The following is a 20,875-nucleotide window of genomic DNA, read 5'->3' as shown; positions in this document are numbered from 1 at the left end:
TGACGCTTGGGGTGACTTTCGTCGGTGAGTGAAATCTCAGGATTGCACAATTTAAAATAATGTTTTAAAAATTAATTTAAATAAATCACCTGGAAATGTCACCTGCGCCATTCGCTTGTGGATCTTGCAGGGCTCATCCGGACCTGGGATGAGACGCCACAGGCGGTACCCGGCCAAGGCGACAGCCACTGCTGCGGATCATCCTGATCCTGCAGTGCGGCGCAGGGAAGCTGAGGGGACGGGTTATGGAGTGGCTGGTAGCGGCAGCGGTATTCCTGGTGGTCAGCGCGGTGCTCTGGGTGGTGAGCTTTCGCATCAACCGCAGGATCGAACGTCAGGTCCCGATCAACGGACGCTTTCTGGAAGTCGGTGGTGAACGCCTGCATTACACCGACGAGGGGCGCGGCCCGGCACTGCTGATGATCCATGGCCTGTCCGGCTGCGGTCGCAACCTGACCCACTCCCTGGCGCCGCAACTGCGCGAGCGGTTCCGGGTGATCACCCTTGATCGCCCCGGCTCAGGCTATTCCACTCGGGCCCGGGGGGCGCCGGCGGACCTGCCGGCCCAGGCCAGTCTGGTGGCCAAGTTCATTCGCACCCTGGACTTGGGGCAGCCGCTGGTACTCGGGCATTCCCTGGGCGGCGCCGTGGCCCTGTCTTTGGCGCTGGATCATCCGCAGTCGGTGTCCGGGCTGATCCTGGTGGCGCCCTTGACCCATCCGCAACGCATGCTGCCCTGGGTGTTCCTGTCCCTGGGAGTGCGTCCGGCCTTCCTGCGGCGCTGGATGTCCCTGACCCTGGCGGCCCCCATGGCCATGCTCGGGCGTCGTGGCCTGGTGAAGGCGATATTCGCGCCGGACCCGGTGCCCGAAGACTTCGCCGAGCGTGGCGGCGGCTTGCTGGGCATGCGTTCGGACAACTTCTATAACGCCTCCAGCGAGATCGCGGTGGTCAATCGCGCTTTGCCGGGCATGGTCAAGCACTACCCCAGCCTGAAGCTGCCGGTGGGCCTGATCTATGGTTCGGCGGACTCGATACTCAATTACCGCCGGCATGGCGAGGCCATGGTGGGCAAGGTGCCAGGGCTGCAACTTGAGATCGTTCAAGGTCGGGGGCACATGCTGCCCATCAGCGCCGTCGAGCGGGTGGTGGCCATGGTCGAGCACATTGCTTCCCAGGCTGCACCGCAGCGCAGCGCCACCGTGCTGCACCCGCCGTTCGCGGCATCACGAGCAGGCTAGGGGCGTTGTGGGGGGCGATTCCGATCGTCGCGCAACGACTCTGGCAGCAGCTGTAAACGCTTCACGGGCGACATTCAAAACAAGCCGAGAAAATAGTTGACGAGCTAACGAACCCGAGCTATTTTTTTAAAAAAATGTTTTGAATGTTTTTTTTGAAAGTGCAATTGAGCGATTAAAATAATGAAAATAACGCCATTTCACGCTTTTGTTTTTTCATCTGTCCACGCTCCGTACAGCGCTATCGCGCTGTCCTTTATAGCATCCCTGCCGACGGCCATCCTGCGGAGGCTGCCATGACTGTTTCCGTGGCGGCAACCGGCGTCTGGACCGATGGCAAGCGGCACCTCTGGTGGCTGGGCACCTTGCCGATGATCACCCCTCTGCTGGCTGGTCTGTTCGCGCTGACCACCGGTGTCCAGGTGTTCTGGTGGAGTGGGGTGGTGGTGATCTTCGGTCTGATTCCGCTGATTGACGGCCTGCTCGGAGAGGACGCCAGCAACCCGCCGGAATCCGCGGTTCCCGATCTGGAAAAACAACCCTACTACCGCTTTATCGTCTACAGCTGCGCCGTACTCTCGGTGGCGTCCCTGGTGTTTACCGCCTGGATGGCCATCCAGGGTGTCGACTGGATCATGGCCGGTGGCTTGTTGCAACTGAGTGAACAGTTGCACCTGCAGGGCAGCCTGGCGAGCTTCGCGGCCTTTCTGACCGAGCGTGCGCAACTGCATGGCAGCGTCGGCTGGTTCACTTACCTGGGCATGGCCATGTCCACCGGTGCCGCCACTGGCATCGCCATCAACATCGCCCATGAGCTGGGGCACAAGAATCGCGGGATGTCCAAGTTCCTGGCCAAGCTGGCCCTGGCTTCGACTTTCTACGGGCACTTCTTCGTCGAGCACAACCGTGGCCATCACGTTCGCGTGGCGACTCCTGAAGATCCCGCCAGCTCCCGTCTTGGCGAATCCTTCTGGAGCTTCCTGCCGCGCACCGTGTGGTTCAGCCTGCGTTCGGCCTGGCACCTGGAAAGCGAGCGTCTGCACAAACTCGGGCTGCCGACCCTGCACTGGAAGAACGGCGTGCTCAGTGCCTGGCTGTACAGCGTGGTGCTCTGGGGTGGGCTGATTGCCTGGCTCGGCGCGGCGGTGATTCCCTTCCTGGTGATTCAGGGCATCTACGGTTTCTCCCTGCTGGAAGTGGTGAACTACGTCGAACACTACGGCCTGCTGCGGCAGAAACAGCCCAATGGCCGCTACGAGCGCTGCTCGCCACGCCATTCCTGGAACAGCAACCGCATCGTCACCAACATCTTCCTGTTCCAGCTGCAGCGTCACTCCGACCACCATGCCAACCCGACCCGGTCGTATCAGGCCCTGCGCCACTTCGACGAGTCGCCGCAACTGCCCTATGGCTACGCCACGATGATTGTCTGGGCCTATGTGCCGGCGCTCTGGCGGCGGCTGATGGACCATCGGGTCCTGGCCCACTACTCGGGGGATGTACGGTTGGCCAACCTGCACCCGGCCAAGCGCGCCGAACTGCTCAAGCAATACGGTTTCACCGACACCGATTCAGACACCGCTCTTTAGTTGTACCGCTCACCCCTTCAAGTGGCCGTGAACCGCCTGCGTTTGCCTGCTTGAAGGGTGAGCCCCGCAACACAGAAGTCCTTTAGCACGTTGACCGACAACAACAATAAGCAACTGTAAGGAAGTCACGGATGTCTATTTCACCTCTGCTCGCTGCCCGTCTGTTCGTGGTCATGGTGGGTGTGTCGCTGATGGGCGCCGCCGAAGCGGCGCGCATCGAGCCGGCCAACACCGAGTTCACCGCCAAGGGGCCCATCAGCTTCGCCAAGAGCATCATCAATGCCGACTGCACCATCCAGGTCAGCGGCAAGGTCAGCCCCGACGGCAGCTTCGCCAGCGTCGAGAAAGTCGACTTCAGTGGCGGCCTCAAGTGTGGCCAGGTGGAAGCCACGCACTTGCCCTGGAAGCTGATTGCCAAGGACGAAACCCGCGGCGCCATGTCCGGCATCCAGGTCACCGTGCACGCCCCCCTGGTGGGCGGTGATTGCGGGCCAAGCACCGCCGAAGGCAGTTGGAACAACAGCACCGGCAAGCTGGAGGCGGCCCAAGTCAGCCTCGAAGGTGGCTGCACCATCAAGACCGTATCGATCCAGATGCCACCCACCTTCCGGGTCGCACCCTGAGTCACAACAGATTCCATGGAGGGACGCTGATGAACTTGCGATCGAGTAGTCCGAAAGCGCCGGCAGCTGAGGCCGGGTCGGTATCGCCATAGCGTGCTCCAGCACCGAATTCGGTCGAACTGGAGAGCCGATGGCGTCATCGACCCCCTGGCAAGGCTGATAACCCCCTGGCAACTGACCGTTGCCTAAATCTTGAGGAAAACAACAATGCAAAGCATCAAGACTCTGGTATCCGTAGCCTCTTTCGCCATCTGCATGGGCGCCGCGTCGATGGCCAGCGCTGCCACTATCGGACCCTCCACCAACTTCGGTAAGACCTTCTCGGCACCGGGCACCATCTCGGTATCCTCGCCGGCATCGTTCGGCATCCCGGTGAATTGCAACATCAACTTCACTGGCACCGTGGCAGCTGACGGCTCCAATGCCTCGATCACTGGCGCCACCGTTGGCGGCAGCAACTCGCTGTGCGGCGTACCGGTTCTGCTGAACCTGCCTTGGACCCTGACCGCCTCCAGCGTCAGCGCCGGCACAGTGACCGGGGTCAATTTCAAAATCCTCTCCAACTGCAGCAGCACTCCGGTGACCATCAACGCCACCTGGAACAACGCCACCAACACGCTGAGCATTCCTTCGGCGCAAACCGTCGGCAGCTGCAAAATCACGGCGCTGAGCGTCAACCCGAACCCAGCCTTCACCGTAACTCCATGAAGTTGATCTGACTTCAGCCTGTTGATCACTTGCTGAAAAACAGGCGCCTCGTTTGGGGCGCCTGTTGCAACACCCTGGATCGGTGGTGGCCGATCGCGGTCGATAATAATAAGGAGTGGGGCATGAATAATAAGAAACACAAGATCCAGGCAGCTATCGGCCTGGCGGTGCTGGGCGGCCTGATCAGTTCCGGGCCGGTGCAAGCGGGTGGTTTCACTACTCCTACCTTTGGTGCTCCCGGCTGGGGCCGGGCATTCGGTGGGGGCTCGCTGTTCAAGAACGATCCCAGTGCGGCCTACAACAACCCGGCGGCTATGGCGTTCATCGATCAAAACGTGGCACAGATGACCGTGGATTACGCGCGGATCAAGATGAAATACAAAGGCAATGCCTACGATTATCAAGGCAAGCCGGCCTCCAGTTCGCCGATCGACGATCCGTTCGCCCAGACCCCCCTTGAAGGTGATGGTGGCCAGGGTGGTTTTACCGCCTGGTTGCCGACCGGCTTCATGGTCATGCCCATCAATGATCGTTTTGCCTTCGGCCTGGCTCAAGTGGTGCCCATGGGCATGCGCAGCACCTGGGACAACGGCTGGAAGGGACAGGATTTTGCGGTGGACACCAAGATTGAAACGGCGGGGGTCTCGGGCTCCTTTTCGTTCAAGGTCAACGATCAATTTGCCCTCGGCCTGGGCGCCATCCTTCAGCACACCAACGGTTTTGTCAGTCAGAACCTCAACTTGAGCGGTTCGGCGGGGGTCTCCCTGTTGCCTGGCGCGCCTTCAGGTGTGGGGTCCAACCTGATGCGGGTCAAGGTGGATAACACCTCCGTCGGCTGGTTCACCGGGGTGACCTGGAAGCCTACCGAGCAGGACACCCTGGGGCTGAACTATCACGCCAAGATCAAGAACAAGCTCGAGGGCAAGTACAACATCCGTGCCGACGCGCTGGGTCGCTCCTACACCGACTCCTCCGGTGGGCCATCCCTGGTGGAGATCGCCTACCCGGGGCTCAAACTGTACCCCGATGGCGCCAATGCCTCGGCGCAATTGGACATTCCGGCCAGTGCCGGTCTCGACTGGGTGCACGTGTTCAATGATCGCTTCACGCTCGGGGTCAGTGCGCTGTGGACCCAGTGGTCGTCGTTCAAGGACCTGACGCTCAAGTCCGACGGCAACACCCTCATCGCGATCCCCTACAAGTACAAAGACTCGATGATGTACTCGGTGGGTGGCGATTACCGTTTCACCGAACAGCTGACACTGCGTGCCGGTGTGGCTCTGGACCAGACGCCTACTCGCGGCGAGACCCGTGACCCGCGGATTCCGGACAACGATCGCTGGTTCACCTCCCTGGGTTTTGGCTACGACATCAAGGCGATTCCCGGGCTGACCATCGACGGTGCCTACTCCCGGCAATTTGTCAAGGAAGCGCGGATCCGCACCCAGAACCAGGACCGCCTTGGCGGCTCGCGCCTGGACGGCAAAGTCGACTCCAAGGGCGAAGTGGTGAGTCTCTCCGCGACCTATCACTTCTGAGGTCTCGCGCTTCATCCGTGTCTTGAGATAACGGCAGTACCAAGGGATTGTGCTACTGCCGTTGGCTGGGCGGGTCACTTCAGGACCCGTCTCGACCTGCCTGCTTTTCCAACCCTTGGCTGACATCGTTCAGCCGTCGTGCGTTGCTGAAAGCACTCAAAACAATATTTAAAAATAAAATTTGAAACATGCTTCTTTCCTTTGTAGGGTGATCTTCGAGGGGCCGGCACAACGCCCGGGCTCCCAGTGGTTGTCTCGTTAGAACAAGAGAGGTATTCCATGATTGTCTGGTTATTGGTGGGACTCGCCGCAGCCTGTGCACTGGCCTATCGCCAGGCCGCCGCGGCCCTGTGGCTGGGCAGCGGCCTGGTGTGGCTGGCGGCAGGTTATCTGTTCAATCTGGTGGGCACCCTGGGCCTGACCCTCGGCGTACTGCTGGTGCTGGCGCCGGCCGCGCTGCTGAGCATCAAGCCGCTACGCCGTGCCTTGCTCACCCGCAAGGCCCTGGCCATGTTTCGCAAGATCATGCCGGCCATGTCCGACACCGAGCGCGCCGCCATCGAGTCCGGTACGGTCTGGTGGGACGCTGAGCTGTTCAGCGGCAAGCCCGACTGGCCGCGCCTGCTGCAGGCCGCCCCGGCCAGCCTGAGCGCCGAAGAACAGGCGTTCATGGACAACGAAGTGGAAACCCTGTGCGACATGGCCAACGACTGGGAAACCACCCAGATCTGGCAGGACCTGTCGCCCAAGGCCTGGCAATACACCAAGGACGCGGGTTTCCTGGGGATGATCATTCCCAAGCAATACGGCGGCAAAGGCTTCTCCCATTACGCTCACTCCCAAGTGGTGATGAAACTCTCCACCCGCTGCTCGGCGGCGGCGATCTCGGTGATGGTGCCCAACTCCCTGGGCCCGGCCGAGCTGCTGCTGCACTACGGCACCGAGGCCCAGCGCCAGCATTACCTGCCGCGCCTGGCCCGGGGCGAAGACATTCCCTGCTTTGCCCTGACCAGCCCCTATGCCGGTTCCGACGCTGGGGCGATTCCCGATGTCGGGGTGGTCTGCAAGGGCCAGTTCGAAGGTCAGGAAGTACTGGGCTTTCGTGTCACCTGGGACAAGCGCTACATCACCCTGGGCCCCATCGCCACGGTGTTGGGCCTGGCGTTTCGCGCCGAAGACCCGGACGGCCTGCTGGGCGGCAACGGCAGCCTGGGGATTACCTGCGCACTGATTCCCACCACCCATCCGGGGGTCAATACCGGGCGTCGTCACTGGCCGCTGAACGCGGTGTTCCAGAACGGCCCGACCACCGGCAAGGACGTATTCATTCCCCTGGAGTGGGTGATCGGCGGTGGCGATCAAGTGGGCAACGGCTGGCGCATGCTGATGGAGTGTCTGGCGGCCGGACGGGCGATTTCCCTGCCGTCGGCCAACGTCGGCCTGGGCAAGGTGGCGGTGCGCGGCACCACGGCGTATGCGGCGATGCGCAAGCAGTTCGGCTTGCCCATCGGCAAGTTCGAAGGCGTTCAGGCGCCCCTGGCGCGCATGGCCGGGCACCTGTATGCCTGCGATGCGGTGCGCAAGGTCTCGGTGGCGTCCCTGGATGCCGGTGAGAAACCTTCAGTGATCTCGGCCATCGCCAAGTACCACGTCACCGAACGCGCCCGGGCCATCGTCAACGACGGCATGGACATCGTCGCCGGCAAGGGCATCTGCATGGGCCCCAACAACTTCCTGGCCCGGGCCTACCAGCAAAGCCCGATCGCCATCACCGTGGAAGGCGCGAACATCATGACCCGCTGCCTGATCATCTACGGCCAGGGGCTGATCCGTTGCCATCCTTATGTGTTCCGCGAAATGGAAGCCGCCCGGGATAGCGGACGCAAAGGCCTGGAAGCGTTCGACAACGCCATGTTCGGCCACATCAGCTTTGTCTTCGCCAACACCGTGCGTGCCGCGGTGCATGCGCTGACCGGCGGCCGCCTGATCAAGGCCCCGGCCAATACCGACAAGGCCCTGGCCGCCTATTACCGGCAGATCCAGCGTCTGTCGGTGGTCCTGGCCCTGGCTTCGGACATTTCCATGGGCGTGCTGGGCGGTGCCCTCAAGCGCAAGGAAAGCATCACCGGGCGCCTGGGGGACATTCTGTCCCAGCTGTACATCCTGTCCTGCGTACTGAAGCGCTTCGAAGACGATGGCCGGCCCCAGGCCGATCTGCCGCTGGTGCACTGGGCGGCCCAGGATTCCCTGCTGCGGGCCCATGAAGCCCTGGCCGAGGTACTGGACAACTATCCGTCCAGGGCGGCGGCGCGGATTATTCGTGGCCTGAGCTTCCCCCTGGGCATTCCCCAGCACAAACCCAGCGACCGTTTGCTGGCCGAGGTGGCCGAGCTGGTGCAAACCCCGGGCGCCACCCGCGACCGCCTGCTGGCCGACTCCTACATCCCGCAGCCGGACATCGACAAGCTGGCCTACGGCGAACTGGCGTTCCGCCTGCAACCGCAAGTGGAACTGATCGAGGCCCGGCTCAAGCCGGTGATCAAGCAGGGCGCCCTGGCGCCGTTGCCGATCTCCCGCGAGGCGTTCGTCATCTGGCGGGTCAAGGCCCTGGAGCAGCAGTTGATCAGTCAGGAGGAGGACGAACTGCTGAGCCGTTATGTGGAGTACGGCGATCACGCGATTCAGGTCGACGACTTCCCCCAGGACTTCGGTCTGCTGGAAGCCCTGCAACAGCGTCAGGCGCACTTCGAGCAAAGCGCCAAGCCGGCCTCGCGCAAACGCGCCGCCAGCAGCGAAGACACGGTGGTGGCCAGCGACTCGGCCTATTGACCCTCTACTGGTTCTGATCGGGATCTCTTTATGTCTGACGGTTATCTTTCGTTCGTCAATTCCGGGTGGGGCCGCTGGCTGGCCCAGCGTGCCGGCCTGCCACAACCGGTGCCGCTGCAACGCCACCGCGAGGGGCAGGGCGGCAACCTGATCAACCCGGTGGTCCTCGCCGCGGCGCCCGAGGGGCGCCTTTTAGGCGAGCTGCAACGGATCTTCGCCGCCACCGACACCGTGGCGGCCCAGGCCGCGAGCATCAACGCGCCCTCGACCGTGAAGGTCCAGGGCCTGGTCTTCGACGCCAGCGGGCTGGCGGATATCGCCCAGCTCGATGAGCTGTACCGCTTCTTCCACGCCAATGTCCGGCGCCTGAGTGCCCATGGCCGGGTGCTGGTGCTGGGCACACCGCCGGAGCACTGCAAGGCGCTGGCCCAGGCTGTGGCGCAGCGGGCCCTGGAGGGTTTCGTGCGGTCCCTGGGCAAGGAGCTGCGCCGGGCCATTACCGCGCAACTGCTGTATGTCGAGCCCGGCGCCGAAGGTGAGCTGGACAGCAGCCTGCGGTTTTTCCTGTCCCGTCGTTCGGCCTATGTCTCGGGCCAGGTGGTGCGCATCGGCGAGCCGGTGGATGTGCCCAGGTACATCGATTGGACCCAGCCACTGGAGGGCCGTCGGGCCCTGGTCACGGGGGCCTGTCGCGGCATCGGCCTGGCCATTGCCAAGGTCCTGGCCCGGGAAGGCGCCCAGGTGGTGTGCCTGGACATTCCCCAGGTCGAGGCCGAATTGCAACAGGCGGCAGCCGGCCTCAAGGGCAGCGCCCTGGCCCTGGACATCACGGCTTCTGGCGCCGGGCAGCGGCTGCTGGAGTTCGTCGGAGAGCACGGAGCCTTCGATATCGTCGTGCACAACGCCGGGATTACCCAGGACAAGACCCTGGCGAAGATGACCGAAGCCGCTTGGCGCAAGGTCATGGCCGTCAACCTGGAAGCACCGCTGCTGCTCAGCCAGGCGCTGCTGGAGGGCCAGGGCCTGAACCCGGGGGGACGGATCGTCTGCGTCTCGTCGATTTCCGGGATCGCCGGCAACCTCGGGCAGAGCAACTACGCCACCTCCAAGGCCGGAGTCATCGGCCTGGTGGAGAACCTGGGGCCTCTGGCGGCGCGTCAGCAGATCACGGTCAACGCTGTGGCTCCGGGCTTTATCGAAACCCAGATGACCGCGAAGATCCCGCTGATGATTCGCGAGGCCGGACGGCGCATGAACTCCATGTCCCAGGGCGGTCAGGCCGTGGATGTAGCGGAAACCATCGCCTGGCTGGCCCATCCGGCCTCCGGCGGGATCAATGGACAGGTGGTCCGCGTCTGCGGGCAAAGCCTGCTGGGGGCCTGAACCATGAATGCCGATTCTGCCATTCGCATCATCGAACCGCCTCCGTCCCGGGGGCAGTTGCTGTACGACGGCATCCGCAGCCTGCGCAAGCCCAAACCGGACGCCGCCCCCAAGCTGCCTAGCGAGCGTCTGGTGCGCCCGGCGGTGGAACTTGAGGCCGCCGAAGTCGCCCGTTATGCCCAGGCTTGCGGCTTTCGCCGGGAGCACGGAGTGCCGCTGGCGTTTCCCCATACCCTGGCTTTTCCATTGCACCTGTTGTTGCTGACCCACCCGACGTTTCCCTATCCGGCCAGCGGCATGGTCCACCTGGCCAACCGTATCCGTCAGTACCAGAAGCTTGCGGAGGGGCAGGCCCTGCGCCTGGAGGTGTTTGCCGAGCGTTGGCTGGCCCATCCCAAGGGCCAGGCCCTGTCGATTGCCACCCGGGCCCACAGCGGTGGCAGCCTGGTCTGGGAAAGCGACAGCCTGTATTTGCGCCGTGGCGTCAGCGGGCCCATTGGCGAGCCCTGGCAAGGCTCGCTGCCGCTGGATGAGCAAGCCTTGATACGCACTCAGCGCTGGAGTCTGGCGGGCGACCTGGGACGCCGTTTTGCCCAGGTCAGCGGCGATTTCAATCCGATTCACACCTCCTGGCTCGGTGCTCGGCTGTTCGGTTTCCGTCGGCCCATCGCCCACGGCATGTGGACCCTGGGCCGGGCACTGGCCGCGCAGCAACCGCCCCATCCACTGGCGGCGGCCCAGCTGGACTGCGAGTTCAAGCTGCCGATTTTCCTGCCGGCGGCAGTGACCTTGTGGAACTGCCTGCCCGACGGTCCGCGCCATGCATTCGAAGTGCGCAATAACGCGGGGGACAAACCCCACATGCGCGGCCTATTTATCTGGGGAGCTCGGTGATGACTGAGTACAGTTTCAATCCGGCGCCGGTGCGCCGGGTAGCGATCATTGGTGGCAACCGCATCCCGTTTGCCCGTTCCAACACGGTGTACGCCCATGACAGCAACCAGGACCTGCTGGTGGCGGCGCTGCAAGGGCTGGTGGATCGCTTCGGCCTGTCGGGCCAGCGTCTGGGGGAGTTCGCGGCGGGGGCGGTGATCAAGCATTCCCGGGATTTCAACCTGGCCCGGGAAAGCCTGCTGTCCACCACCTTGTCGCCGCAGACGCCGGCTTACGACGTGCAGCAGGCTTGCGGCACCGGGCTTGAAGCGGCGCTGCTGGTGGCCAACAAGATCGCCCTGGGGCAGATCGAAGTGGGCATTGCCGGGGGTGCCGACACCACCTCCGATGCGCCCATCGGCATCAACGAAGGCCTGCGGCGGACCTTGCTCCAGGCCAACCGCGCCAAGGGCACCGGCAACAAGTTGCGCAGCCTGCTCAAGGTGCGCCCGGGGATGTTCTTCAAGCCGCTGCTGCCACGCAACGGCGAGCCGCGCACCGGGCTGTCCATGGGCGAGCATTGTGAAGCAATGGCCAAGCGCTGGCAGATCAAGCGCCTGGCCCAGGATGAACTGGCCCTCACCAGCCACCAACAGTTGAATGCGGCGTACCAGCGCGGCTTTTTCGATGACCTGATGACCCCGTACCGGGGCCAGACGCGGGACAACAACCTGCGGGCCGATGCCAGCCTGGAGAAACTCGCCGGCCTGGGCCCGGCCTACGACCGCCACAACGGCACCCTGACCGCCGGCAACTCGACGCCGCTCACCGACGGTGCCTCGGTGGTGCTGCTGGCCAGCGAAGACTGGGCCGCCGCGAACAATCTGCCGGTGCTGGCCTACCTGCGTACCGGGGAAACCGCCGCAGTGAACTTCGTCGATGGCACGGAAGGGCTGCTGATGGCCCCGGCCTACGCGGTGCCGCGCATGCTGGCCCGGGAAGGCCTGGGCTTGCAGGATTTCGATTTCTACGAGATTCACGAGGCTTTCGCCGCCCAGGTGCTGTGCACCCTCAAGGCCTGGGAAGACCCCGACTACTGCAAGGACAAACTCGGCCTCGACGGCGCCCTGGGCAGCATCGATCGCAGCAAGCTCAACGTCAACGGCGGTTCCCTGGGCTGCGGGCATCCCTTTGCCGCCACCGGCGGGCGGCTGTTGGCGACCCTGGCCAAGGCGATCCACCAGCGCGGCTCCGGCCGCGGGCTGATTTCCGTTTGTGCAGCAGGCGGGCTGGGTATCACCGCCATCGTCGAAAAATAAAATAACAAGGAGACTGCCAATGAGTGTCGTGAGCCTGCAAGCCGCCGAGCGTATCTGGCTGAACGCTTACCTGCCGGGTGTGCCCAGCGATATCGAAGCCGACATCGACCGCTATCCGTCGCTGCGGGAAGTGTTCCTCGAACACGTGGACAAGTACCGTCAGCGGGTGGCCTATGTGAGCATCGGCACCGAGATGGGCTACGACCTCTGGGAGAAGCGCGTATTCGCCTTTGCCGCCTGGCTGCAATCCAAAGGGGTGAAGAAGGGCGACCGGGTGGCGTTGATGATGCCCAACTGCCTGCAGTACCCGATCTGCCTGTTCGGCACCCTGTTGGTGGGGGCGGTGGTGGTCAACGTCAATCCGCTGTACACCGCTCATGAGCTGCGGCACCTGCTCAAGGACAGCGGCGCCGAAACCGTGGTGATCTTCGAGAACTTCGCCCACACCCTGGAACAGGCGATGCCCGGCAGCCAGTTGAAGAACGTGGTGGTGGCCGCCATTGGCGACCTGCTGGGCACCTTCAAGGGCGCGGCCTTGAACTTTGCCTTGCGCCATGTGCAGAAGCAGGTGCCGAAATTCAACCTGCCGGGCAGCATTCGCTTCCCGGCGATGATGAAGCTGGCCGCCGTGCTGGAGCATCGTCCGGTGGACCTGAAGCAGGACGACATTGCCTTCCTGCAATACACCGGCGGCACCACTGGCGATGCCAAGGGCGCCATGCTCACCCACCGCAACATCCTCGCCAACCTGATGCAGGCCAAGGCCTGGGTCGGCGACCAACTGGACGAGAACCAGCAGGAAACCAACGTCACTTTGCTGCCGCTGTACCACGTGCTGTCGCTGACGGTGAACTGCCTGATGTTCATGTGCCTGGGCGGGCGCAACATCCTGATCGCCAACCCCCGGGACGTGAAGCGGGTGCAGATGATCCTGCGCAAGGAAAAGTTCAGTGGCATCGTCGGGGTCAACACGCTGTTCAACGGCTTGCTGGAGAACGAAGAGTTTCGTGGCCGGGACTTCTCCGACCTGAAGCTGGCCATCGCCGGCGGCATGGCCACCCATACCGCCGTGGCCCGGCGCTGGAAGGAAGTCACTGGGGTGCCGATCATCGAAGGCTACGGCCTGACCGAATGCTCGCCGGTGGTGAGCATCAGCCCCATCGACATTGCTCGCATGCGCGAGGGCGAGTTCACCGGGACCATCGGCGTGCCGCTGCCTTCGACCTGGGTGCGTTTCGTGCGTGAGGATGGCGAACTGGCGGAGCTGGGCGAAGAGGGCGAGTTGCAGGTGCGTGGTCCCCAAGTGATGAAGGGCTACTGGCAGCGTCCGGAAGAAACCGCCAAGGTCCTGGATCGTCATGGCTGGCTGTCCACCGGGGATATCGGGGTGATGAACGAGCAGGGCTTCATCCGCCTGGTGGATCGCAAGAAGGACATGATCCTGGTGTCCGGCTTCAACGTGTACCCCAATGAGATCGAAGATGTGGTGGCCCTGCATCCGGGCGTGGCGGAAGTGGCGGCGATCGGGGTCGAGGATGGGGTCACGGGGGAGAAGGTGAAGATCTTCGTGGTGCGCAAGGACCCGAATCTGACCCAGGACCAGTTGCTGGCCCACTGCCGGGAATACCTGACCGGCTACAAGGTACCGCGGTATGTGGAATTTCGCACCGAGGAATTGCCCAAGACCACCGTCGGCAAGGTCCTGCGCCGAGCCCTGCGCTGAGCCCCTGAATGGACGGCCGCGGCCGTTAGCGGCGACATGCCGGCGGTCTTCCTGTAGGAGCCGGCTTGCCGGCGAAAGGGCCGTTGGAGAGGGCGTAGTTCTTGAGTACGCCTTCGCTGGCAAGCCAGCTCCTACGGGATGTTGTTGGTGTTTGGGAGTCAGGGGGCGCCGGGGAGGCGCACCTGGCCCGGCTGCAGGCCGAACACTTCGATACCCTCCGCCGTCGATTGGCCGACGCTTACCGGCAGGCGTTTTGCCGGCTGATCGGCGCTCGGCCGATATTCCACGCTCATGCCGTCTGCGCCACGCTGGATCGCAGCCGGCGGGATGACGATTGCCTGATCGTTGCGGTAAGTGATGATGGTCAACCGCGCGCTCATGCCCAGGCGCACACGCTGCAGTTGTTCGCGGGTCAGCGTGGGGATCGACAGGGTTACCGGGAACTGTGCGCTGGCGCCGCTGGCGTCGCCGGGCAGGGCCAGGCTGCTGACGATGTCCACCTGGCCATTGAGGCGTTCGCCATCAAAGCCGTCGCCAAGAATTTCCACGCTCTGGCCCTGGTGCAGCTGGTTGATATCCAGCTCCGAGACCTTGCTGACGATCTTCAGTTGCTCGATGTTGGCCAGGCCGAACAAGGCTTGGCCCTGGCCGACCTTGCTGCCGGTCTGCACCGGGCCCGAGGTCGCCGCCGAGGCCATCTGGGTCAGGTTGACGCCCGGCGCCGGCACCACGATGCCGGCAAACGGCGCGGTGACGTCCTTGCCCGCCAGCAGGGCGCGCAGGGCTTCGTACTTGACCGTGGCATTGGTCAGTTCCATCTCGGCAATCTGCCGGTATTCGCCCTTGCCCTGATCCAGAGCCTGTTGCAGCTCGCCCTGAGCCGCGGTCAGGTCCAGGCGCTGGGTCTGCAGTTGCTGGGTGAGGTCGTCCAGCTCGTTGCGGGGAATGATGCCCCGGGCAAACAGGCTCTGGCTTTCACTGAGCTTGCGCTCGGAATTGCTGACCGCCATCTGCGAAGAACGCAAGGTCCGCCGGGCACGGGTGACCTGAGCGCTGTTGTTCCAGTCCTGCAGTTCCTGGACGCTGCGTCGCGCCTTGAGCTGGACCGACAAGGCCTCACGCAGCTGGATCTCGATCAGGCTGGGGTCCATTTTCAGCAGGGTCTGGCCGGCTTCCACGCGCTGGCCCTGTTCCACCAGGTTGGCCAGGACATTGCCGTCGAACGGCGCGGTCAGGCTGATGGTGCGCTGGGGTTCGATCTTGCCCACCAGACCGATCTGATGAATCAGCGGCGCGCTGCTGACCTCGATCCAGCGTCCCTTGTCGGCCGCCGTGTCAGCCGGGGCGCGGTAACCGATCAGGGCCACGCCGGCCAAGGCTAGCACCACCAGCGCCGCGCCCCCTTGCAGGTAGCGCTTGCGCGAGGTTTTCTGCTCAGTAGTCATTGAGCGCAATGTCCCAGGTCTCCAAGGTCATGCCCAGGGTCAGATCCAGTTGGGTCTGGGCGTTGAGGTAAGCGATAAGTGCGTTGAGGCGGGCGTTTTCACTGGTGCGCAGATCGCTTTCATAGCTCAGCACCTGAAAGTTGCTGGAGCGCCCGGCGCTGAGTTTTTCCCGTTCGATATCCAGTTTGCGCTTGGACAGCTCCACCGCGCGCTGGGCAATTTCGTACTGGCGCCAGCGGGTGCCCAGGTCGCGCACCACGTCATTGACACTGCGTTCCAGGGCCTGGCGGGCATCGGCCAGGACCAGCGCCTGGTTTTCCACGTCGACCCGGGCATGGACTTCGGCCTGGCGTGTGCTGAGGTCGCCAATGGGTATCTGCACCTGGACTCCCGCATAGCTGTCCCAGGTTCTGCCGGTGCCATTGCCGCCGTCGTTGTCGTAGCGGTTGCGCACCTGGTTGGCACCGGCCACCAGGGACACGTCCCAGCGGCCCTGGTCCTTGGCAATCACCAGGTTCAGATCGGCCTGCTGGCTGCCGAGCAAAGTCGCCAGGTAACTGGGTTGCTGGAGCTGGGCCAGGCGCAGGGCGTCCTGCTGGTCGATGCTGATCCTGGCGGCCTCCAGACCGTCGCTGGCGCGAATGCGCGTGGACAGGTCCAGGGCCAGCAGACGCAGCAGCGACAGGCGATTGATGTCCACCTGATTGCGCGCTTCTTCGACCCCCAGTTCCTGGCTGGCGATATCGGCTTCGGTCTGCACGATTTCGAACTCGGCCATGCGCCCGGCGGCGATCAGCGCCTTGTTCACCTGGAGCAGGGCATTGGCGCGCTTGAGGGCATCCTCGACGATCGCCAGCTGTTGCTGGGCCCGCAGCAGCTCGCGGTAGGCGCCGATGATGTCGCTGATGGTCTGCGCGACGTTGGCCTTGAGGTTGAGGCGATAGGCCTGTTCGTTGATCCGCGCCAGGCGTGGCGGGGCGGTGGTCACATCCCAGCCGGCACCCTTGAGCAGGGGTTGGATAATCGCCAGGTCGAGGCCGTCGCGACGGTAGTAGCCGGCCCGATTGGCGTTGTTCAACTCCTGCCGCCAGGCCATGTTCAAGCGGGTGCCGTACTCCCCCAGCAAACTGGAACTGGGCGTCAGCATGGCATTGCGCACCCCGTCGTTGCTGCCCTTGTTGGCCTGATAGGTGCCACTGAGCAGCAGCTTGGGGTTGAAGGCATCTTCCGAGACCCGCAGATCGAACTTCTGCGCCACGCGCTGCAAGTAGGCGCTGCGAATCCCGCGGTTGTTGCGCAGGCCCAGGTAGACCGCATCGGCGAGGGTCAGGTCGGTCTGCTGCTGGCTCAACAGGACGCTGCGTTCATAGCCGCTGTGCATGGTCGGGGCTGACGCCTGGCGAGCCACATTCATGTCCTGGGAGGCGGCCAGCCCCAAGGGGCTGATCAGCCACAGCAGCAACAGCCCGGCGCGTTGGCGATCATTCATCGCGCAGCGCCTCCACCGGTTGCAGGCGCGAGGCCGAGATGGCCGGGTACAGGCCGAAGAACAGGCCGATCAACAAGGTGCTGCCGATGCCCAGGGGCAAGGACGCAGAGGCCAGGGAGAACTGCCAGCCGGAAACCCGGGCATAGAGGTAGGCGGCGCTCATGCCCAGCACTGCCCCGGACAGGGCACCGACCGCGGTCAGGGTCACCGCTTCGAGCAGGAACAGATTGCGGATATCCCGGCGCCTGGCGCCCAGGGCCATGCGGATGCCGATCTCCCGACGCCGCTCCGAGACGTTCATCAGCATCACGTTCATCACCCCGACGCCGCCCCCCACCAGGGAGATGCCCCCCAGGGCCATCAGCAGGTAACCGAAGGTGCGACTTTGCCGGGTCATGCCGTCGATGATCTTTTGCGGTATCTGCACTTCCACGCTCCGCCCCGGCAGCTGTTTCTTCAGCGCATCGCCCAGGGCCGCGGCCAGTTGGTTCATGTCCTGGGAAGGGCCGGCGCGAGCAATCAGGTTGCTGATCTGCGCACTGGAGGAAATTCGCCGCATGCCCTCCAGGGGGACGAACAGGGATTCGTTGGTCTGCACCGGGATCAGCACGGCAGCGGGTTGCGGGTGCAGGATGCCAATCACCTGGAACAGGTAATCGTTGATGCGGATTCTGTCGCCCAGGCGCAGCGGGTCATGGGGCTGGCTCAGAGCCTGGGCCACTTGCGCCCCCACCACCGCGTAGGTTTCGGCGGCATCGAACTCCGAGAGAAAGCGTCCTTCCTGCAACTGCAGGCGCATGGCGTCGGTCAGTGCCGCGGTGCTGCCCACCAGGTTGGCGTTGGTGGTGCGTCCCTGGAACACCACCGGGCCGCTGAACAACGCCACCGGGGCGATGTGCAGCAGGCTGGGCAGGGCCTTGTACAGGGTGGCGATGTCCAGTGCCGCCGGCATGGGCGTGCGCGCGCCCGAGGCGTCGGGGAACTGTACCGCCAGGGTATCGGTGCCCATGTCCTGGAAGATGGCCGCGGCGTCTTCGGCGGCGTTGTGGCCGATATTGATCAGGGCCACCACCGACGAACTGCCGATGACGATCCCCAGCAGAGCCAGGATCGAACGCTTGCCGAGGGTGCGCAGGCTGACGAAGGCTTCATGCAGCAACTGGCTGGCGCTTTGCTCGACCTTGAGGCTCATGCCGGGCAGACCTCCTGGACCACGCCGTTGGTGACCCGGATCTGCCGCTCCAGGCGCTGGGCAATGCCGGGGTCGTGGGTGACGATGATCAGGGTTACCTGGCGCTCGCGGTTCAGCGACAGCAGCAGGTCCATGATCTCCTGGGCAGTGTGGCTGTCGAGGTTGCCGGTGGGTTCGTCGGCGAGGATCACCGAGGGTTCGCCCACCAGGGCCCGGGCAATCGCCACCCGCTGGCGCTGGCCGCCGGAGAGGTCCGCCGGGCGGTGGTGAGCCCGTTGCCCCAGGCCAACTTGATCGAGCATATGCAGGGCACGTTCCAGGGATTCACGCCGGGCCACGCCGCGGTAGCTCAGGGGCAGGGCGACATTGTCCAGGGCACTGAGTCGCGGCAGCAGGTTGAAACTCTGGAAGACGAAGCCGATCTGCTGGTTGCGGATCGCCGCCAGCTGGTCGGGGCTGGCGCGGAAGATATCGTGACCGGCAAAGCGGTAGTCGCCGTTGTCGGGCAGGTCGAGCAGGCCGAGGATGTTGAGCAGGGTGCTCTTGCCGGAACCGGAGGCCCCGAGAATGGCACAGCTTTCACCGACTTCGATGGACAGGGATACGTTCTTGAGAATATGGAGCGGTTGCTCCGCCAGCCGATAGCTCTTGCCTATGCCCTGCAGGGAGATAAAACCTGGGTCGATTATCGTCGCTGTCATCGCTTACCGCGCCGGATGGCTCGACTGAATGCTTGAACACTCCCACCGCGTACGGTTCGTGCAGCGGGGATTCAGGGGCAACGCCAAGCTCTGGTTTTATTTATTATTTTAAAAACTTTGTTTGAATAGTAACTGTGTTCATCCTGGTGCGCCAGCCGTCTGAACCGGGTAATTGCGGGCTTTTTTCGGCAAATTTCCGGCAGGAACCCATGAGTCACAAAACGGCCTTGGGCCGCTGGGGACGTCCCTCAGACGCTTGCTTTTAGGGCTTCTCACGGGTATAAAAAATCAAATTTTTTTTTAAAACACTGTTCGAACGGTCAGTTTTTCATCCCAGCAAAGGTTAGTCCTCCATGGTCGCCAAGAAACTCAGTGCCCCCAATGTCACCAAGACCCGACTGCTGGAAGCGACCGAGGCATTGTTCATCAAGTACGGCTACGACGCCGTGCTGTTGCGTCAGATCACCGAGCGCGCCCAGGTCAACCTGGCGGCGGTGAACTATCACTTCGGCGACAAGGATTCGCTGATGAAAGCCCTGCTGATGCAGCGCCTGGGCCCCCTCAACGATCAGCGCCTGGAACTGTTGGCCAAATGCGAAGAGCAGGCCCAGGGACCTCTGGATTGCGAGACCCTGCTCGGCGTGCTGTTCGCCCCGGCCATGGGCCTGGAGCGCAGCGATGCCAACGGCGGCGTGGAAGGCCGTTCGTTCATTCGTTTTCTTGGCCGGGTGTACAGCGACACCTCGCCCTTCATCCAGGAATACCTCAAGGAACACTACCAACCGGTATTCGAGCGCTTCTTCAAGGCCTTTGCCCTGGCCCTGCCGGACCTGCCGCGCAACGAGCTGGGGGTGCGCCTGCAATTTGCCCTCAAGGCAATTTCCGGGGTCATGGCCGGCACTGAACTGCGCCTGCTGATGCAGGCCATGAGCCTGGGTCGTCCGGCCACTGATGCCGAAGTCATGGCCAAGCTGATCAGCCTGGTGTCGGCGGCCATCCGTGCGCCGATGCAGGACCCGGATTCGGAACAGGCTCTGGAAAAGGTCCTAGACACCCAGCGTCAGATTCGTCAGCACAGCCAATCCCTGGCGGGCTTGATTCCCGGCTGAACAGGCCCGTCATTCGATTGATCAATGATGACCAGGATCGCCACCGGCATCTGTTAGGTTCTGCTCCCTGCACCGGCTTTGGAGCACCCGACATGACTGCCTATCAACAGCACCTTCTGTCCGTCAACGGCATCGAGCTCAGCGTCCAGGTGGCCGGTCCCGAGCAGGGGCGGCCAGTCTGGCTGCTCCACGGCTTTCCCGAGTGCTGGTATTCCTGGCGCTATCAGGTGCCGGCCCTGGTCGAGGCCGGGTTCCGGGTGTTCGTGCCAGAGATGCGCGGCTATGGCCGCAGCTCCGCTCCCGAGGCCGTCGAGGCTTACGATCTGCTGACCCTGTGCGCCGATATCCAGCACGCCATGGACGCCTTCGGCCACCAGCGTGTGTGCATGGTCGGCCATGACTGGGGCGCGCCGGTGGCCTGGCACCTGGCGCTGCTGGAGCCCGAGCGGGTGGGGGCGCTGGTGACCCTGTCGGTGCCCTTTGCCGGGCGGCCGAAACGCCCGGCCAGCGAGATCATGCGCGAGGTGCATGGCGAGCATTTCAACTACATCCTCTATTTTCAGCAGCCCGGAGTGGCCGAGGCAGAACTGGATGCCGACATCGACGCCAGCTTGCGGCTGTTCATGGGCAACGTCGGCGCGCTGCTGGTGGCGAAACCGGCCGCTGCCCGACTGTTTGACGGAGTAACGGTGCCCGACGGGCTGCCCGCCTGGTGTTCCGAGGAAGCGTTCCAGGTTTATCGTCAGACCTTCGCCGGCCGGGGATTTCGCGGTGCCTTGAACTGGTACCGCAATTTTGAGCGCACCTGGCAGCGCACCGAGTTTCTGCAGGACGCCCAGGTGCAGTCGCCGACCCTGTTCCTGATTGGCGACCGCGACCCGGTGGGCGTCCTTGAAGCCCATACCCTCAAGCGCATGCCGAGCCGGGTGAGCGACCTTGAACAGCATGTACTGGCCGATTGCGGGCATTGGCTTCAGAGCGAACGGCCGCAGCAGGTCAACGAATTGCTGCTGGATTTCCTGCAGCGCCGTTTCCCATAGGCCCCGCTGTGGGTAGGAGCTGGCTTGCAGGTAGGAGCTGGCTTGCCAGCGAAGGCGTCAGCGAAGGGCGGTGCAG

Annotated in this window: 16 protein-coding genes; 12 read left to right on the top strand and 4 right to left on the bottom strand. The window is 63.6% G+C overall.

Features of this window, described 5'->3' with window-relative positions; genetic code table 11:
- Positions 1 to 245 precede the first annotated feature (245 nt).
- The 10 genes from FW796_RS20300 (at position 246) to FW796_RS20255 (ending at position 13,823) form a co-directional block, all read left to right on the top strand.
- Entirely contained in the window at positions 246 to 1,241 is a 996-nt protein-coding gene (locus FW796_RS20300) for an alpha/beta fold hydrolase (protein ID WP_404939847.1), read from the top strand.
- A gap of 293 nt (positions 1,242 to 1,534) precedes the next feature.
- Positions 1,535 to 2,827 (top strand): alkane 1-monooxygenase, encoded by a 1,293-nt coding sequence (locus FW796_RS20295; RefSeq protein ID WP_404939849.1) that lies wholly within the window; start codon positions 1,535 to 1,537, stop codon positions 2,825 to 2,827.
- Positions 2,828 to 2,958: 131 nt separating this feature from the next.
- Positions 2,959 to 3,450, top strand: coding sequence for an alkane oxidation protein activator PraA (gene praA / locus FW796_RS20290; protein WP_446439900.1), 492 nt, complete (start codon positions 2,959 to 2,961; stop codon positions 3,448 to 3,450).
- Positions 3,451 to 3,657: 207 nt separating this feature from the next.
- Positions 3,658 to 4,158: an alkane oxidation protein activator PraB gene (gene praB / locus FW796_RS20285; protein ID WP_346632926.1), complete on the top strand. Its 501-nt coding sequence runs from the start codon at positions 3,658 to 3,660 to the stop codon at positions 4,156 to 4,158.
- A gap of 122 nt (positions 4,159 to 4,280) precedes the next feature.
- Positions 4,281 to 5,696, top strand: a complete 1,416-nt coding sequence (locus tag FW796_RS20280) for an outer membrane protein transport protein (protein ID WP_404939851.1) — start codon at positions 4,281 to 4,283, stop codon at positions 5,694 to 5,696.
- A 279-nt stretch (positions 5,697 to 5,975) separates the two neighbouring features.
- Positions 5,976 to 8,525 (top strand): acyl-CoA dehydrogenase, encoded by a 2,550-nt coding sequence (locus FW796_RS20275; RefSeq protein ID WP_446439899.1) that lies wholly within the window; start codon positions 5,976 to 5,978, stop codon positions 8,523 to 8,525.
- A gap of 30 nt (positions 8,526 to 8,555) precedes the next feature.
- Positions 8,556 to 9,908, top strand: a complete 1,353-nt coding sequence (locus FW796_RS20270; RefSeq protein ID WP_404939855.1) for a 3-oxoacyl-ACP reductase — start codon at positions 8,556 to 8,558, stop codon at positions 9,906 to 9,908.
- A gap of 3 nt (positions 9,909 to 9,911) precedes the next feature.
- On the top strand, positions 9,912 to 10,802 hold the full coding sequence (locus tag FW796_RS20265) for a MaoC family dehydratase (RefSeq protein WP_346632930.1): 891 nt from the start codon (positions 9,912 to 9,914) through the stop codon (positions 10,800 to 10,802).
- Positions 10,802 to 12,100 (top strand): acetyl-CoA C-acetyltransferase, encoded by a 1,299-nt coding sequence (locus FW796_RS20260; RefSeq protein WP_346632931.1) that lies wholly within the window; start codon positions 10,802 to 10,804, stop codon positions 12,098 to 12,100. The genes FW796_RS20265 and FW796_RS20260 overlap by 1 nt, the downstream gene beginning before the upstream one ends.
- 19 nt (positions 12,101 to 12,119) lie before the next feature.
- A complete protein-coding gene (locus tag FW796_RS20255; RefSeq protein WP_404939859.1) occupies positions 12,120 to 13,823 on the top strand; it encodes an AMP-binding protein in 1,704 nt (567 codons plus the stop codon).
- A 158-nt stretch (positions 13,824 to 13,981) separates the two neighbouring features.
- Here FW796_RS20255 and FW796_RS20250 read toward each other — a convergent pair whose 3' ends face one another.
- The 4 genes from FW796_RS20250 to FW796_RS20235 are packed head-to-tail and all read right to left on the bottom strand — an operon-like array spanning position 13,982 to position 18,650.
- Positions 13,982 to 15,268: an efflux RND transporter periplasmic adaptor subunit gene (locus tag FW796_RS20250; RefSeq protein WP_346632933.1), complete on the bottom strand. Its 1,287-nt coding sequence runs from the start codon at positions 15,266 to 15,268 to the stop codon at positions 13,982 to 13,984.
- Positions 15,258 to 16,757 carry a TolC family protein gene (locus FW796_RS20245; protein WP_446439898.1) on the bottom strand — a complete coding sequence of 500 codons (1,500 nt, stop codon included), beginning with the start codon at positions 16,755 to 16,757 and terminating at the stop codon, positions 15,258 to 15,260. The genes FW796_RS20250 and FW796_RS20245 overlap by 11 nt, the downstream gene beginning before the upstream one ends.
- On the bottom strand, positions 16,750 to 17,949 hold the full coding sequence (locus FW796_RS20240) for an ABC transporter permease (protein WP_446439897.1): 1,200 nt from the start codon (positions 17,947 to 17,949) through the stop codon (positions 16,750 to 16,752). The genes FW796_RS20245 and FW796_RS20240 overlap by 8 nt, the downstream gene beginning before the upstream one ends.
- The gene (locus FW796_RS20235) at positions 17,946 to 18,650 is read right to left on the bottom strand and encodes an ABC transporter ATP-binding protein (protein WP_446439896.1); all 705 of its coding nucleotides are present in this window, start codon (positions 18,648 to 18,650) and stop codon (positions 17,946 to 17,948) included. The genes FW796_RS20240 and FW796_RS20235 overlap by 4 nt, the downstream gene beginning before the upstream one ends.
- A 353-nt stretch (positions 18,651 to 19,003) precedes the next feature.
- Here FW796_RS20235 and FW796_RS20230 point away from each other — a divergent pair, with 353 nt between their 5' ends.
- Positions 19,004 to 19,759 (top strand): TetR/AcrR family transcriptional regulator, encoded by a 756-nt coding sequence (locus tag FW796_RS20230; protein ID WP_446439895.1) that lies wholly within the window; start codon positions 19,004 to 19,006, stop codon positions 19,757 to 19,759.
- 92 nt (positions 19,760 to 19,851) lie between these two features.
- A complete protein-coding gene (locus tag FW796_RS20225) occupies positions 19,852 to 20,799 on the top strand; it encodes an alpha/beta fold hydrolase (protein WP_346632937.1) in 948 nt (315 codons plus the stop codon).
- Positions 20,800 to 20,875 lie beyond the last annotated feature (76 nt).

The sequence above is a fragment of the Pseudomonas sp. 910_21 genome, assembly GCF_052850735.1.
Note: the sequence above shows the minus strand (reverse complement) of the source record. Positions and strands in the feature narration are given on the sequence as shown.

What these genes read in the sequence shown, in the direction of transcription:
- FW796_RS20245 (WP_446439898.1), bottom strand. Translation starts at nt 16,757, where the DNA reads ATGAATGATCGCCAACGCGCCGGGCTGTTGCTGCTGTGGCTGATCAGC.
- FW796_RS20260 (WP_346632931.1), top strand. Translation starts at nt 10,802, where the DNA reads ATGACTGAGTACAGTTTCAATCCGGCGCCGGTGCGCCGGGTAGCGATC.
- FW796_RS20230 (WP_446439895.1), top strand. Translation starts at nt 19,004, where the DNA reads ATGGTCGCCAAGAAACTCAGTGCCCCCAATGTCACCAAGACCCGACTG.
- FW796_RS20265 (WP_346632930.1), top strand. Translation starts at nt 9,912, where the DNA reads ATGAATGCCGATTCTGCCATTCGCATCATCGAACCGCCTCCGTCCCGG.
- FW796_RS20240 (WP_446439897.1), bottom strand. Translation starts at nt 17,949, where the DNA reads ATGAGCCTCAAGGTCGAGCAAAGCGCCAGCCAGTTGCTGCATGAAGCC.
- FW796_RS20280 (WP_404939851.1), top strand. Translation starts at nt 4,281, where the DNA reads ATGAATAATAAGAAACACAAGATCCAGGCAGCTATCGGCCTGGCGGTG.
- FW796_RS20225 (WP_346632937.1), top strand. Translation starts at nt 19,852, where the DNA reads ATGACTGCCTATCAACAGCACCTTCTGTCCGTCAACGGCATCGAGCTC.
- FW796_RS20295 (WP_404939849.1), top strand. Translation starts at nt 1,535, where the DNA reads ATGACTGTTTCCGTGGCGGCAACCGGCGTCTGGACCGATGGCAAGCGG.
- FW796_RS20235 (WP_446439896.1), bottom strand. Translation starts at nt 18,650, where the DNA reads ATGACAGCGACGATAATCGACCCAGGTTTTATCTCCCTGCAGGGCATA.
- FW796_RS20300 (WP_404939847.1), top strand. Translation starts at nt 246, where the DNA reads ATGGAGTGGCTGGTAGCGGCAGCGGTATTCCTGGTGGTCAGCGCGGTG.
- FW796_RS20270 (WP_404939855.1), top strand. Translation starts at nt 8,556, where the DNA reads ATGTCTGACGGTTATCTTTCGTTCGTCAATTCCGGGTGGGGCCGCTGG.
- FW796_RS20255 (WP_404939859.1), top strand. Translation starts at nt 12,120, where the DNA reads ATGAGTGTCGTGAGCCTGCAAGCCGCCGAGCGTATCTGGCTGAACGCT.
- FW796_RS20275 (WP_446439899.1), top strand. Translation starts at nt 5,976, where the DNA reads ATGATTGTCTGGTTATTGGTGGGACTCGCCGCAGCCTGTGCACTGGCC.
- FW796_RS20250 (WP_346632933.1), bottom strand. Translation starts at nt 15,268, where the DNA reads ATGACTACTGAGCAGAAAACCTCGCGCAAGCGCTACCTGCAAGGGGGC.
- praB (WP_346632926.1), top strand. Translation starts at nt 3,658, where the DNA reads ATGCAAAGCATCAAGACTCTGGTATCCGTAGCCTCTTTCGCCATCTGC.
- praA (WP_446439900.1), top strand. Translation starts at nt 2,959, where the DNA reads ATGTCTATTTCACCTCTGCTCGCTGCCCGTCTGTTCGTGGTCATGGTG.